Raw genomic sequence first — 14,277 nt, 5'->3', positions numbered from 1 at the left:
CTTCTGCATTGCAGGTTTTGCTGATCAGGGCTTGAGGTCAGGGTCAGTGGTCTGATGGTCCTGGCTGACCGGGTCGATATCATCCGGGTTGGCCGGGTCCTGACGCTTGTCGATGGCCGGTGGCGGGGTCAGCTGGAGAATCTCGCTGGTGTAGGCCCACTCCTCCTCGACCCGCTCGGGGCTGTCGTTCAGATGCGTGCCGTACGATGGGATGATCTGCTTGATCTTGTCCTGCCACGGCGCGCTCGCGAGCTTGTCCTTGAACACCTTGTTGAGCAAATCGAGCATGATCGGCGGCGCAGTCGAAGCGCCCGGCGATGCACCGAGCAGGCCGGCGATACTGCCATCCTTGGACGCGACCACTTCAGTGCCGAGCTTGAGCACCCCGCCCTGGTTTTCGTCTTTCTTGATGATCTGCACGCGCTGACCGGCCTGCCACAGGCGCCAGTCTTCTTTCTTCGCCTCGGGGAAGTAGGTCTGCAACGCTTCGAAGCGGTCGTCATCGGACTGCAGTACCTGGCCAATCAGGTACTGCACCAGGTCGAACTCACGCACGCCAACACGCACCATCGGCCAGGTGTTGTGCAAGCTCATGCTGGCCACAAGATCGAACAGCGAGCCCTGTTTGAGGAACTTGGTCGAAAAGGTCGCGAACGGGCCGAACAGGATCATCCGCTTGCCATCGAGCACACGGGTATCAAGATGCGGCACCGACATGGGCGGCGCACCGGTTGCAGCGATGCCGTAGGCCTTGGCCATGTGGCGCTCGGCGATAGCTGGATTGTCGGTCACCAGGAACGAGCCACCCACGGGGAAGCCTGCGTAATCCTTGGCCTCTTCGATGCCGGACTTCTGCAGCAGCGGCAGCGCTGCGCCGCCAGCACCGATGAACAGGAACTTGGCATCGGTGGCCGACTTGCTGCCATCCTTGAGGTTCTTGTACTCGACGTGCCAGGAGCCATCGTCGTTGCGGCTGATGTCCTGCACTTCGCTGGAGAGCTTGAGGCTGAAGTTTTCGCGTGACTGCAAATACCCTACGTACTGGCGGGTAATTTCACCAAAGTTGACGTCGGTGCCGAGCGGCGTCCAGGTCGCCGCAAGCTTCTGATTGGGGTCGCGCCCTTCCATCATCACCGGCACCCATTTTTTGATCTGGGCAGGGTCTTCGGAATACTGCATCCCCCTGAATAGCGGGCTGGCCTGGAGCGCGTCGTAGCGTTTTTTCAGGAAACGAATGTTGTCATCGCCCCAGACGAAACTCATGTGCGGCGTTGAATTGATGAACGAGCGTGGGTTTTTCAACACGCCGTTCTTGACCTGCCAGGCGAGGAACTGGCGAGTGATCTGGAACGATTCGTTGATTTCCACCGCCTTGGTGATGTCGATCTTGCCGTCTTTCTCGGGGGTGTAATTGAGTTCGGCCAGCGCAGAGTGCCCAGTGCCGGCGTTGTTCCAGCCGTTGGAGCTTTCTTCGGCGACCTTGTCCAGGCGCTCGACCATCTCCATCGACCAGCTCGGCTCCAGTTCGTTGAGCCAGATCGCCAGGGTCGAACTCATGATCCCGCCGCCAACCAGCAAGACGTCCACCCGCTTGGTTTCGGCAGCCTGGGCGTTGGCCAGCCCACAACTGAGGGTGAAACCTGCGAGCAGCAGTTTCGAGGTGTTCGTGATCGTCATGTGGTTCTCCAGCGAGGCCAGATGCGCCTCTGTCTGTAGGTGAATGAATGACCCAGCCTTATCAGTGTTAGCCCAGGTTGAGTGCTGCCTCCACTCAGGAGTGTCTGGTTTCGAGGCGGGCCAGGCGGGATCAGTTCAACCGAGTGTCCGGGGTCGCCTCTGGCCGGTTTAATCTGAACGCGCCGGGACAGGGCCAGTCCCAACCTTCATCCACGCATCAATGAAGGAGAAACCGATGGCCATCACCGTAAGTGACTTTCTCGTCGAGCGTTTGCGCCAGTGGGGTGTCACGCGCATTTTTGGCTACCCCGGCGACGGCATCAACGGCGTGTTCGGCGCCCTGCGGCGGGCCGGCTCGATCGACTTCGTGCAGTGCCGCCACGAAGAAATGGCCGCGTTCATGGCCAGCGCGCATGCCAAGTTCACCGGCGAGCTGGGAGTGTGCATCGCCACCTCCGGGCCCGGCGCCTCGCACCTGCTGACCGGTCTGTATGACGCACGCATGGACCACATGCCGGTCCTGGCCATCGTCGGCCAACAGGCGCGCACGGCGTTGGGCGGGCATTACCAGCAGGAGTTGGACCTGGTGTCGATGTTCAAAGACGTCGCCGGCGCCTTTGTGCAGCAGGCCGCCGCGCCGTCGCAGGTGCGCCACCTGGTCGACCGCGCCGTGCGCACCGCCATCGGCGAGCGCAAAGTCACGGCATTGATCCTGCCCAACGACTTGCAGGAACTGGCTTATGAAGAACCAGCCCGGGCCCATGGCACGCTGCATTCGGGTATCGGCTTCAGTAAGCCGAAAGTAGTTCCGTACGATGCCGATCTGCAGCGCGCAGCCGATGCGCTCAATGCTGGCAAGAAAGTTGCGATTCTGGTCGGTGCCGGTGCCTTGCAGGCGGGTGAGCAGGTGCAGGCAGTTGCCGAAAAACTCGGCGCAGGTGTCGCCAAAGCCCTGCTCGGTAAAGCGGTCCTGCCTGACGACCTGCCGTGGGTCACTGGCTGCATCGGCCTGCTCGGCACCGAACCGAGCTTCAAGCTGATGGAAGAATGCGACACCTTGCTGATGATCGGCTCGGGCTTCCCCTACGCCGAGTTCCTGCCCAAGGAGGGCCAGGCTCGGGGCGTGCAGATCGACCTTGCCCCCGACATGCTCAGCCTGCGCTACCCAATGGAAGTGAATCTGGTCGGTGATGCCGCCGACACCCTCGCAGCCCTGCTGCCACTGCTGGAAGAAAAAACCCAACGCAGTTGGCAGCACAAGGTCGAAAGCTGGCGCAAGGATTGGGACAAGAAGCTGGCCAAGCGAGCGCTGACCTCGGCCGACCCGATCAACCCGCAGCGAGTGGTGCACGAATTGTCGCCACGCCTGCCCGACAACGCCATCATCACCAGCGATTCCGGCTCGTGCGCCAACTGGTTCGCCCGCGACCTGCAGATCCGTGAGGGCATGCAGTGCTCGCTCTCCGGCGGGCTGGCGTCTATGGGCGCAGCAGTGCCATACGCGATTGCCGCCAAGTTCGCCCATCCGGAGCGCAGCGTCATCGCTCTGGTCGGTGACGGCGCGATGCAGATGAGCAACATGGCCGAGCTGATCACCGTGGCCAAGTATTGGCAGCAATGGGGCAATGGCCGCTGGATCTGCGCGGTGTTCAACAACCAGGACCTCAACCAGGTGACCTGGGAGCAACGGGTGATGGAGGGCGACCCGAAGTTCGCCGCCAGCCAGGACATCCCTGATGTGCCCTATCACCTATTCGCCATTTCGATCGGCTTGAAGGGCATTTATGTAAGCCGTGAAGAAGACGTCGCGCCCGCCTGGGAAGAAGCGCTAGCCAGTGATGTGCCGGTGCTGATCGATTTCCGCACCGACCCGGATGTGCCCCCGCTGCCGCCACATATGACCCTTGAGCAGGCGAAGAAATTTGCCTCGGCATTGCTCCAGGGCGATCCCAATCAGGCCGGGATCATCAAGCAAACCGCCAAGCAATTGCTCAGCGGCGTACTGCCTAAACGCGATTGATGCCTACGGCCCTGAAGCCGCTGCGGCGCATTTGCCGCAAGGGCTTCAGGGCCATCTGACAATTGCCGACGGCCAACACTTGCAACCAGACCGATCTACAAATACTGTATGAATATTCAGTGCATCGAGATCGACTAATGGAGCTCATCGCCAAGCTCGGCATCCTTGCTGACGCCGCCAAGTACGACGCCTCGTGCGCCAGCAGCGGTGCGCCCAAGCGCAGCTCGCGCGGCCGCGACGGGCTTGGTGCGACCAATGGCATGGGCATCTGTCACAGCTACACGCCGGATGGCCGCTGCGTCTCGCTGCTCAAGGTGCTGCTGACCAACTTCTGCCTGTACGACTGCCAATACTGCGTCAACCGCCGTACCAGTAACGTGCCGCGGGCGCGCTTCACGCCTGAAGAGGTGGTGCGGCTGACCCTGGATTTCTACCGGCGCAACTGCATCAGCGGGCTGTTTCTCAGTTCCGGCATCATTCGCTCGGCCGACTACACCATGGAGCAGTTGATCGAAGTTGCCCGGCTGCTGCGTGAAGAGCACGAGTTTCGCGGCTACATCCACCTCAAGACCATCCCCGATGCCGACCCGCTACTGATCGAGCAGGCCGGCCGCCTGGCGGATCGGCTGAGCGTGAATGTCGAACTGCCCACTGATGAAAGCCTCAAGCGCCTGGCCCCGGAAAAACAGGGCCACACCATCCGCCAGGCCATGGGCACAATCCAGCGCGGCCAACAGGCCGTAGCCGGCGAGCCGCGGGCGCCGCGTTTTGCCCCTGCTGGGCAAAGTACCCAGGTCATTGTCGGCGCTGATGAGACCGATGACCGGACCCTGCTTGGCAATTCCGAATCGTTGTATCAGGGGTTTGGCCTCAAGCGCGTGTATTACTCGGCCTTCAGCCCGATCCCCGACAGCCCTGGCAGCGTGCCACTGGCCGCCCCGCCATTGCTGCGCGAGCACCGCTTGTACCAGGCTGACTTCCTCATGCGCGGTTATGGCTACAAGGCTGGCGAGCTGCTCAGCAAGGCCGGCAATCTAGACCTGGATATCGACCCCAAGCTGGCCTGGGCGCTGTCCAACCGCGAGGTGTTCCCACTGGACCTCAACCGCGCCGAGCCCGCCTTGCTCGCGCGGATTCCCGGCATCGGCCTGCGCAGTGTCGAGCGCCTGGTAGCGCTGCGCCGGGAGCGGCGTATCCGTTATGACGACCTGATCCAGCTGCGCTGCGTACTCGACAAGGCGCGGCCTTTCATTGTCACCAGCGACTATCGCCCGGCGCAGGCCGATTTGCGCAGCGGCCTGCTGCGTGCGCGCCTGCGCGAACCGCAAGCGCCAGTGCAGATGGGCCTGTGGGGATGATCGCGCTCGACTGCGACCAGCAATTCAGCCTCTGGCGCGAACAGGCGCGCGCGCTGCTCGGGCATGGCATCGACCCCGCCGACGTCACTTGGGCGCAAGGGCCGATGGACGATCTGCTGGCAGTGCCGGCGCCCCTGCCAGAGGGCCCGGGGCCGTTTCGGGCAAAGGTGCCAGCGGCGTTGCTGGCGCAGCTGGAACAGGCCTCGCGCTACTGCGGCGAGCAGCGCTGGAACCTGTTGTATGAAGTGCTCTGGCGGGTCGCCCATGGCGATCGTACCGCCATGCTCCCCGGCGACCGCCTCGGCAGCGAGCTGCACCGGCGGATCAAGCAGGTCAGCCGCGAAGCCCATCACTTGCATGCGTTTGTGCGCTTCGTGCCGCTGCCGGCAGCACTGGCTGCGCAGCTGCAACTGGACCTGGTCGCCTATCATCAGCCGGCCCACGACATTCTTGAAAGTGCCAGCGGCCACTTTGCCGAACGCCTCGGCCGCCAGCGCTGGTTGATCGCCACCGACCGCGACGGCATTCGCTTCGACGGCCATACACTAGACTACCGGCGCCACTGCCCCGAGCCCTGGCGGCAATGGGCGCAGCACGCCGACGACCCCGGTGCGGATCTGTGGCGCACCTACTACCGGCACATCTTCAATCCGGCCCGGCTCAACCCCGATGCAATGCGCATGCACATGCCGGGCAGGTTCTGGCGGCACTTGCCCGAAGGCATGCTGATCCCGCAACTGATGGGCCAGGCCCGCCAAGGCAAGCAGCGCGATGGCCAGGCGCTGGAAGTTGCCCAGCAGGCCGGCAAGCGTATCGGCAAAGCCAGAGACTGAGCCAGTCGCCGCAGTTACTGAACCCGCCAGTCCGGCAAATGTGAAAAATTCATTGGATTTTTTTCCGAGTGTGGCTATTTCCGTTCGGAAAATTCTGACAAACTAATTGGTAATGTTTCTCATACGCAGAATCATTTACAAATAGAACGTCAGGAATCGTTTGCCATGTCTTGCCCTACTCCGCAACGTCGTTTCAGCCCGTCGCGTACTCTCTTGGCTTCCGCCATCTGCATGGCCAGCATGGCCCATGCCGTGGCCGAAGAAGCCGTCAAGCCCAAGGATGGGACGCAATCGACTGTCATGGAATTAGGCGCAACCGAAGTCAGCTCGGAGCGGCTGGGCAGTACCACCGAAGGCACCCGCTCCTACACCACCGGTGCCATGGCCACGGCGACCAAACTGCCGCTGACCATGCGTGAGACGCCACAGGCGGTCACGGTGATTACCCGCCAGCGCATGGACGACCAGGCGATGACCAGCATCAATGACGTGGTCAAGGCCACGCCGGGGCTGTTCCTCAACTTCTCCAGTGGCCCTGGCCGGCAGACCTATACCGCGCGTGGCTTCGACATCGACAACATCATGTATGACGGCATCCCCAGCGGTTACTCGGGCTGGACGGCCGGGGTGCAGCCAAACCTGGCGATGTTCGACCGGGTTGAAGTAGTACGCGGCGCTACAGGTTTGGTGACCGGCGCGGGCAATCCGTCGGCGGCGATCAACATGGTACGCAAGCGGCCCTTGGCCGAACAGAAAGTCACCCTGACCGGCGCTGCTGGCAGCTGGGACGACTACCGCGGCGAGGTCGATGCCTCCAGCCCGCTCAATGACAGCGGCACCTTGCGCGGCCGTGTGGTCACCTCCTACCGCGACGCCAACAGCTTTGTCGACGATGCCGAAGAAAGCCACGGCCTGTTCTACGCGGTGACCGAAGCGGACCTCAGCGAAGACACCACGCTGACCGTGGGCCTGTCGCACCAGAAGGACAAGACCAACTACTTCTGGGGTTCTTCGATGGTTGGCCTTGATGGCCACCACCTCGACCTGCCGCGCTCGTACAACCCGAGCACCGACTGGGAGAACAAGGACCAGGAAATCAACACGGTGTTTGCCGAGCTGCGCCAGCGCCTGGCCAATGACTGGAAGCTGCAGGTCAATGCCAACTATGCCGAGCAGAACGCGCTGTTCTCGGGGTCGTACCAGTCGCGTTGGGACGGCGCAACCCTACAGCGTACGGTTTATCAGTCCAAGCACGATGAAAACCAGGCGGGGGTGGACGCATTTGCCAGCGGCCCGTTCCAGGCGCTGGGGCGCAGTCATGAACTGGTGGTTGGTGCCAGCCGCCGCATCTACGACATGACCAACCACAATTACAGCCCGTACTCTATGGTCTGGCCCATCGATGCGGGTAAACCGAATTTCCTGCATACCGCCGATGACCGTGCTGTCACTACCCAGGACGGCGTGTACATGACCACCCGCCTGAGCCTGGCCGACCCGCTCAAGCTCATCCTCGGCGGCCGGCTGGACTGGTATGACTACGACGACAAGGATGGCCAGGGCGATTACAAGGTCACCCGCAACGTGACCCGCTATGCCGGCCTGATCTACGAGCTCAATGACAATCACTCGGTGTATGTCAGCTACAGCGATATCTTCCAGCCACAGACCGAGCGCGGCTCGAGCAATTCGCCGGTGCGTCCGATTGAAGGCAAGAACTACGAGGTTGGTATCAAGGGCGAGTACTTCAACGGTGCCCTGAACGCCAGCCTGGCGGTATTCCGCGTCGATCAGGAGAACCGTGCGGTGGAAGTGCTCGACCGTACTGTCTGTTCGTCGACTCAGCTTACCTGCTACGAAGCCTCTGGCGAGATCCGCAGTCAGGGTATCGACATGGAGCTGCAAGGCGCACTCACCGACAACTGGCAGATCGGCGGCGGTTACACCTATGCTCGCACCCATACCACCAAGAATGCCGCGCAGCCGGCGCTGGTCAACAAGCAGTTCGACACGGACACCCCTGAGCATCAGTTCAAGATCAGCACGACCTACCGTTTCCAGGGCCCTCTGGAAAAACTGCGAGTCGGCGGCAGCGTCAACTGGCAGAGCCGGATGTACAACGACATCGCATTGGTCGACGGTGGCAACTACCGTCTTGAACAAGGTGCCTATGCAGTCACTGACGTGATGGCCGGCTATCAGGTCAACCGCAACCTCGACCTGCAGCTCAATGCCAACAACATCTTTGATCGCAAGTACTACTCGGCGATCTCGCAATCCTGGCAATACGGCGGCGATGTCTATGGCGCGCCGCGCAACATGATGCTGACTGCCAAGTACAGCTTCTAAATCAGAACGTGGAGAGCCAGCCGCCAGGGTTCACTTGGCGGCTGGCTCTTCGTACGTTGCCTCAAGCGACGCGATGATCGTCTTTGATCAGTTTTTTCTGCGCCTGCATGGCCTCGCCCAATTGCTCCAGGGTCGCCTTGTCGAGCAACTCCTTGGCCCGCGGGAACATGTCCGACTCCTCCTCTTCGATGTGATGCTCGAGCAGCTCCTTGAGCACCTTCATCCGCCCGGAAAACTCCAGGGTTTCGGGTGGCGTCTTGAGCAGGTCAGGCAATACCAGCGCATCCACCGTGCGGTGCTCCTCCTTGGCCTCGTGGTACATTTTGGCGTCTTCCTTGTCGCCGGCCTGGGTCAGTGCAGGGTAGAAGATCTCTTCTTCGATAGTGGTATGCGCCTGCAGCTCCAGCTCGATCCGCGCCAACAGCTCGGTGCGTTTTTTCAATGCCCGTTCAGTGGTGTTGGACAGCTCTTCGAGCAGCTTTTTCACTGTCTTGTGGTCTTGTTCCAGCAGTTCGATAGCGTTCATTCAGCACCTCATCAGTACCCGGTTGGAATCACGGCGTCGCGTAGGATTGAGTTGCTCGTGCTGGCCAGGTTCCATCCGTTTGCCAAACGGCAATCGCTGCTGAAAAAAATCTCGGCCTGGATGATAGGTTTTCTCATTCCCATTCGACTTACTCAGCGAAGGGCAGATAAGCCCGCCTGCCACCCACAACGAGATTTCACGCCATGACCGCCCCTTTCCCGGTTGGCCGCCTCAGCGCCAGCCTTCGCAGCGCCCTGCTCCTCTCCACCCTGCTTGGGCTGGGCCTAGCCATGCCCGCCAAGGCCGCCGACAGCAGCGTGCGCGATTACCACATCCAGGCCGGTGACCTGGGCACTGCGCTGACCCGTTTTGCTGCTGAAAGCGGCGTGGTGCTGTCGTTCGACCCAGCGCTGACGCGGGGTCAGGCTACGGCTGGCCTGGATGGCAGTTTTGCTGCCGATCAAGGCCTGCAACGACTGTTGCTTAATTCCGGCCTGCAAGCGGTGCGCGAGGGCGACGGTCGTTACTCGCTGCACCCGATCGCACAGGACGGCGCGGCCTTGGAGCTGGGCGCGACCGAAGTGATTTCCAATCAGCTGGGTACCGTCAGCGAAGGCACCGGCTCGTACACCCCAGGCTCGATCGCCACCGCCACCCGGCTGGTACTGACCCCGCGCCAGACGCCACAGTCGATCACCGTGGTCACCCGTCAGCACATGGATGACTTCGGCCTCAACAGCGTCGACGACGTCATGCGTCACACCCCGGGCATTACCGTTTCAGCCTTCGACAGCGAGCGCAGCAACTACTACGCGCGCGGCTTTTCGATCAACAACTTCCAGTACGACGGCATCCCCTCGACCGCGCGCAACGTCGGCTATTCAGCCGGCAACACCCTCAGTGACATGGCCATCTACGACCGCGTCGAGGTGCTCAAGGGCGCGACTGGCCTGCTCACCGGCGCAGGCTCGCTGGGTGCGACCATCAACCTGGTGCGCAAAAAGCCTACGGCTGACTTCCAGGGCCACGCGACGCTGGGCGCAGGCTCGTGGGACAACTACCGCAGCGAGCTGGACGTCAGCGGCCCGCTCAACGACAGCGGCAACGTGCGTGGGCGAGCGGTAGCGGCCTATCAGGACAAGCACTCGTTCATGGACCGCTACTCGCGCAAGACCCCGGTGTACTACGGCATCCTCGAGTTCGACCTGTCGCCAGACACCCTGCTCACCGTCGGCGGCGACTATCAGGACAGCCTGCCCAAGGCCTCGTCGTGGTCAGGCAGCTTCCCCCTGCTCAACGCCCAAGGCCAGCACAACAACATCTCGCGCTCGTTCAACAATGCGGCTGACTGGAGCAGTTGGGAGCAGTACACCCGCACCGTGTTCGCCATGCTCGAGCACAACTTCGACAACGGCTGGGTGAGCAAACTGCAGGTCGATCACAAGATCAACGGCTACCACGCGGTGATGGGCACCATCCAGGGCACCACGCCGAATGCCGACGGCACCTCGGCGATCGTCCCCGGCAAGTTCACCGGCGAGACTGTCAGCGACTCGGCCGACCTGTATGCCTCCGGCCCGTTCAGCCTGTTTGGGCGTGAACACGAACTGGTGGTCGGCGGCTCCATCGCCCACTCCAACTGGGATGGCAAAGGCTACTGGAACTACACCCTGCGCGAGCCCAACGTGGTCGACTTCAACAACTGGCACGGCAACATTGCCGAGCCAGATTGGGGCAGGCCTTCGCAGCGCACCGACGATACCGTGCGCCAAACCGGCGCTTACTTCACCACGCGGCTGAACGTCACCGACGACCTGAAAGTGCTGCTCGGCGGTCGGGTGGTCAACTACACCATCAGTGGCCTCGACCCGACCTACAAGGAAAGCGGCCGCTTCGTACCCTACGTCGGCGCCATCTACGACCTCAACGACACGTACTCGGTGTACGCCAGCTACACCGATATCTTCATGCCGCAGGAAGCCTTCAACCGCGATCGCGACAACAAGATGCTCGAGCCGGACGAAGGCCAGAACTACGAGATCGGCCTCAAGGCCGAGTTTCTCGACGGTCGTCTGAACGCCAGTGCTGCGTACTTCGAAGTGCACGAGGACAACCGCTCGATCTCCGATGACGAATACAACGACCGCGTGCCAACACCGAACAACTATGCCTTCAAGGGCACCCAGGCTGTCACCAAAGGCTACGAGATCGAAGCGTCCGGCGAGCTTGCGCCGGGCTGGCAGGTCCAGGCCGGCTACACCCACAAGATCGTGCGTGATGACAACAACCTGAAGATTTCCACCTTCGAACCGGAAGATCAGGTCACCCTGTACACCAGCTACAAGCTGACCGGTGCACTCGACAAGCTGACTATCGGCGGCGGCGCGCGCTGGCAGAGCGTGGCCTGGCAGGACATCTACAACACGCCGCAGGCACGCTACGAAGAGTTTTCGCAGAAGGCCTACTGGCTGGTGGATGCCATGGCCCGCTACCAGTTCACCAAACAGCTGTCGGCGACCGTCAACGCCAACAACCTGTTCGACAAGAGCTACTACACCAACCTTGGCTTCTACAAAGCGGGCGCCTATGGCGAGCCGCGCAACTACATGCTGACCACCCGCTGGGACTTCTGAGCGCGACCTGAGCACGTGGCGCCCAAAACGGGCGCCCTTGCAGCAGGCTGCCGTCGGTCGCCCAAGCATGAGCCTGCTTGCACCCTTGCATGATGCAGACTAATAGTTAAAGCATCTGCCTGGGGAGGCGCTCAACATGCAGCCGCGTTTTGTGGTGATTCCAGCTGTGCCAAAAGAAAAACCGTGCCCTCAGCACGGTATTGGGTTCTACACGGGGGCTGTCTGCAACGGCTTCAACCTGTACGACAACGTTGAAAAGCTGCGATTGCAACTGACCTTCAATCAGCGAGCTGAGGCTGAAGCGGAGTGCTCGCGGCTTAACGTGAGTGCGCCTGGCTGAAACGTTCAGAGCTTGCCAGGCAACGTTCCGGGCTCGTTCTGACTGCGCCAACGCTGCAGGTTGTGCATGACCCACTGCGCGGGCAACGGCCCGGCGGCCACCTCTTGCATGCTCGCCGCCAGCTGCTGGCGCAGCTCGGCCACGTTGCATGGCGCATTGTGCGACACGGCCAGGTACAAACCCTCGGCAGATACCGGCGGCTCAAGCATCTGCAGCTTGTGCTCCACACCCAGCGTGCGCGCCAGTGCCATGCCGGGATAGCGTTCGAACAGCACGTAGTCGTTACGTTTGTGCAGCAGCTTCTCGAACGCCTGGTGGGCGCTGGGCACGGCTTCCAGATTGAGATTGGCGCTGGCGAAGTCATCGAACGCCTGGCCGTGGCTGTTGTTGACCAGGGTGCCACCACTGCGACCTTTCAGGTCGTCCCATTTGACGTAGGCAAAGCCGTCATCACGACGGACCCAGACCATACTGGCGGTGGTCAGAAAGGCCGGCTTGATGAAGTCCATGGTCTGTTCGCGCGTTTGCGTGATGAACAGACCGGCAAGCAGGTCGATACGGCCGTTGCGTACCTGCTCCTGCGCCCGCGACCACGGCCCGCTGTAAACCACGGCGATGTCGATGCCCAGTTGCCTGGCGACATGCTGGAGCAAGTCGACATTGGCGCCGACCAGCAGTGCCGGGTTGTGCGGGTCGCGCCACAGGTACGGTGGGTATTCCGGATTACCGGTAGCGGTCAGGTGCCGACAATCGTCTGCTGCCATGGCAGCCATCGGCAGCAGCAGAATCAGCGACAACAGGCAGCATCGCCAGCGACAGCGTTCGAGCATTGGCGACCCTCGGCAAGGATGACGGTGCGTCTGCCCAGCAATCCCAGCAGACTGACGACGCCCCGTCAGTCTGACCCAGAATTGCCCGGGCGCCAATGCGCGCGTTGCGGGTTTGCATGCCGCAAGTCAATCGTTGGCCCAATCCCGTCAATAGGTGGCTCGGCCGCCACTGAGGTCGAACACGAAGCCGGTGGTGAAGCTGCACTCTGGGCCGGCGATCCAGGTGACCATGTTGGCGATTTCTTCGGCCTTGAGGAACCGCCCCATGGGGATCTTGGCCTTGCTCGCGTCGATGTGCTCTTGGGTCATCTCGGCCATCAGTGGCGTCTCGACCATGGCAGGTGCCACACAGTTGAGCAGCACCCCGTCCTGCGCCAGCTCCTTGGCTGCAGCCTTGGTGAAGGCGATCACACCAGCCTTGGCCGCGGAATAGCCGGAAATGTACTGCACGCCATCCTTGCCGGCCATCGAGGCGATATTGACGATGCGCCCGTGGCCGCGTTCGCGCATATGCGGGATGACCGTGCGGCAGCAATAAAACACGCCGTTCAGGTCAATCGCGATGACCTTGTCCCAGGCTTCTACCGGATACTCCCAGGACGGCAGTACCGGGCCGTTGATGCCGGCGTTGTTGACCAGAATATCGAGCCGCGGCTCAGGTAAAGCCGAACAGCCGCCGTGGGGTGTCCCACATGATCTCGCGGCGCAGCTGCGGGTCTGGCATCAGGCGCTCGGCAAGCTTGAGCAGCGGGCCGTAGTCGATCCGCGAGGACTGACGAATGAACGGCCAGTCCGAGCCCCATACGCAGGCGTGTGGGCCGAATGCCTCGATCAAGGCCTGCACATAGGCATGGCTCTGGGCGTGCAAGGCATCAGCCGCGGCAAACTTCTGCATACCCGACAGCTTGACGCTGGCGCGCCCGGAACGCGCCAGCTTGAGCAACGCCTGAAAGCCCGGCTGCCCTACCCCAGCCGCCGCGTTGGGCCGGCCACAGTGGTCAATCAGCAGGCGCACCGGGCTACGTTCGAGCAGCCCGTGCAGCTCCAGCAACTGGTCATCACACACCTGAATCTGGGCAAACATGCCCAACTCGGCCAGCTTGGCCAGACGTGCTTCGGCACCCTCCATGGTTTGCAGGCCGTACAGCGCCGGGTTGAAGGCAACCCCAACTACGCCTTGGGCCTGCAGCGCAGCCAAGGCGTCGAGGCTGATAGCGTTGTCGACCACGGCAATGCCCTTGAAACGGCCCTGACCAGCTGCCAATGCCGCCAACAGACAACGGTTGTCGGTGTGATAGCCACTGTTGGGGCCGACCAGTAAGGCATTGCATACGCCGTAGGCAGCCATGACCTCTTCCCACTGCGTCAGCGTGGCCACTTCCTGGCCGGAGGGCGCATACGGCGCATCGGGGTGATAGGGGTAAGATACTGGGTCAAACAAATGGTTATGGCAGTCGATCTTTGGCTCGTCGAAAATGCTCATCTTTTTCTCCTTCGAGACGCCCCGGCGCGGGCCCGAAAATCTTGGTATTGTCGCCACTAACAGACTTGAAATTGCGTTTGGTTCGGGTACGTCGGGGGGCGCTGCGCACCCCTTTCGCGACACAAGGCCGCTCCTACAGAAACAGCGCACCAGCGGCTTTCACAGTCACTGTAGGAGCGGCCTTGTGTCGCGAAAGGGCTGCAAAGCAGCCCCCGACATTCTCCGACC

10 protein-coding genes and 1 pseudogene are annotated in these 14,277 nt (G+C 61.8%); 6 read left to right on the top strand and 5 right to left on the bottom strand.

Annotation, left to right across the window (positions count from 1 at the left end; genetic code table 11):
* Positions 1-24: 24 nt before the first annotated feature.
* Positions 25-1,677: a malate dehydrogenase (quinone) gene (gene mqo, locus HU736_RS02855; RefSeq protein ID WP_103437052.1), complete on the bottom strand. Its 1,653-nt coding sequence runs from the start codon at positions 1,675-1,677 to the stop codon at positions 25-27.
* A gap of 235 nt (positions 1,678-1,912) precedes the next feature.
* Here mqo and HU736_RS02850 point away from each other — a divergent pair, with 235 nt between their 5' ends.
* The 4 genes from HU736_RS02850 (at position 1,913) to HU736_RS02835 (ending at position 8,237) form a co-directional block, all read left to right on the top strand.
* Positions 1,913-3,697: a thiamine pyrophosphate-requiring protein gene (locus tag HU736_RS02850; protein ID WP_186699894.1), complete on the top strand. Its 1,785-nt coding sequence runs from the start codon at positions 1,913-1,915 to the stop codon at positions 3,695-3,697.
* Positions 3,698-3,834: 137 nt separating this feature from the next.
* Positions 3,835-5,055 (top strand): putative DNA modification/repair radical SAM protein, encoded by a 1,221-nt coding sequence (locus HU736_RS02845; RefSeq protein ID WP_186699892.1) that lies wholly within the window; start codon positions 3,835-3,837, stop codon positions 5,053-5,055.
* Positions 5,046-5,888, top strand: coding sequence for a TIGR03915 family putative DNA repair protein (locus HU736_RS02840; RefSeq protein ID WP_186699890.1), 843 nt, complete (start codon positions 5,046-5,048; stop codon positions 5,886-5,888). The genes HU736_RS02845 and HU736_RS02840 overlap by 10 nt, the downstream gene beginning before the upstream one ends.
* A gap of 165 nt (positions 5,889-6,053) precedes the next feature.
* Positions 6,054-8,237 carry a TonB-dependent siderophore receptor gene (locus HU736_RS02835; protein ID WP_186699888.1) on the top strand — a complete coding sequence of 728 codons (2,184 nt, stop codon included), beginning with the start codon at positions 6,054-6,056 and terminating at the stop codon, positions 8,235-8,237.
* A gap of 61 nt (positions 8,238-8,298) precedes the next feature.
* Here HU736_RS02835 and HU736_RS02830 read toward each other — a convergent pair whose 3' ends face one another.
* A complete protein-coding gene (locus HU736_RS02830) occupies positions 8,299-8,763 on the bottom strand; it encodes a PA2171 family ribosome-binding persister protein (protein WP_186699886.1) in 465 nt (154 codons plus the stop codon).
* Between the two features lie 203 nt (positions 8,764-8,966).
* Here HU736_RS02830 and HU736_RS02825 point away from each other — a divergent pair, with 203 nt between their 5' ends.
* Both HU736_RS02825 and HU736_RS02820 read left to right on the top strand, forming a co-directional pair.
* Positions 8,967-11,396, top strand: a complete 2,430-nt coding sequence (locus HU736_RS02825; protein WP_186699884.1) for a TonB-dependent siderophore receptor — start codon at positions 8,967-8,969, stop codon at positions 11,394-11,396.
* Positions 11,397-11,532: 136 nt separating this feature from the next.
* Positions 11,533-11,736 (top strand): hypothetical protein, encoded by a 204-nt coding sequence (locus HU736_RS02820; RefSeq protein WP_186699881.1) that lies wholly within the window; start codon positions 11,533-11,535, stop codon positions 11,734-11,736.
* A 5-nt stretch (positions 11,737-11,741) separates the two neighbouring features.
* Here HU736_RS02820 and HU736_RS02815 read toward each other — a convergent pair whose 3' ends face one another.
* The 3 genes and pseudogenes from HU736_RS02815 to HU736_RS02805 all read right to left on the bottom strand — a co-directional run bounded on the left by HU736_RS02815 (position 11,742) and on the right by HU736_RS02805 (position 14,049).
* Positions 11,742-12,566 (bottom strand): substrate-binding periplasmic protein, encoded by an 825-nt coding sequence (locus tag HU736_RS02815; protein ID WP_186699879.1) that lies wholly within the window; start codon positions 12,564-12,566, stop codon positions 11,742-11,744.
* 147 nt (positions 12,567-12,713) lie between these two features.
* A pseudogene (locus tag HU736_RS02810) lies at positions 12,714-13,217 on the bottom strand (SDR family NAD(P)-dependent oxidoreductase); the annotation flags it as partial.
* A 4-nt stretch (positions 13,218-13,221) separates the two neighbouring features.
* Positions 13,222-14,049, bottom strand: coding sequence for an amidohydrolase family protein (locus tag HU736_RS02805; RefSeq protein WP_186699877.1), 828 nt, complete (start codon positions 14,047-14,049; stop codon positions 13,222-13,224).
* Between the last annotated feature and the right edge of the window lie 228 nt (positions 14,050-14,277).

Origin of the sequence: Pseudomonas shirazensis, assembly GCF_014268785.2 — a bacterium.
GTDB lineage: Bacteria > Pseudomonadota > Gammaproteobacteria > Pseudomonadales > Pseudomonadaceae > Aquipseudomonas > Aquipseudomonas shirazensis.
The sequence above is the reverse complement of the archived record's forward strand: the minus strand, read 5'-3'. Positions and strand labels throughout refer to the sequence as shown.

Coding starts and splice junctions, on each gene's coding strand:
- mqo (WP_103437052.1), bottom strand. CDS start 1,677: ATGACGATCACGAACACCTCGAAACTGCTGCTCGCAGGTTTCACCCTC.
- HU736_RS02850 (WP_186699894.1), top strand. CDS start 1,913: ATGGCCATCACCGTAAGTGACTTTCTCGTCGAGCGTTTGCGCCAGTGG.
- HU736_RS02845 (WP_186699892.1), top strand. CDS start 3,835: ATGGAGCTCATCGCCAAGCTCGGCATCCTTGCTGACGCCGCCAAGTAC.
- HU736_RS02835 (WP_186699888.1), top strand. CDS start 6,054: ATGTCTTGCCCTACTCCGCAACGTCGTTTCAGCCCGTCGCGTACTCTC.
- HU736_RS02830 (WP_186699886.1), bottom strand. CDS start 8,763: ATGAACGCTATCGAACTGCTGGAACAAGACCACAAGACAGTGAAAAAG.
- HU736_RS02825 (WP_186699884.1), top strand. CDS start 8,967: ATGACCGCCCCTTTCCCGGTTGGCCGCCTCAGCGCCAGCCTTCGCAGC.
- HU736_RS02820 (WP_186699881.1), top strand. CDS start 11,533: ATGCAGCCGCGTTTTGTGGTGATTCCAGCTGTGCCAAAAGAAAAACCG.
- HU736_RS02815 (WP_186699879.1), bottom strand. CDS start 12,566: ATGCTCGAACGCTGTCGCTGGCGATGCTGCCTGTTGTCGCTGATTCTG.
- HU736_RS02805 (WP_186699877.1), bottom strand. CDS start 14,049: ATGAGCATTTTCGACGAGCCAAAGATCGACTGCCATAACCATTTGTTT.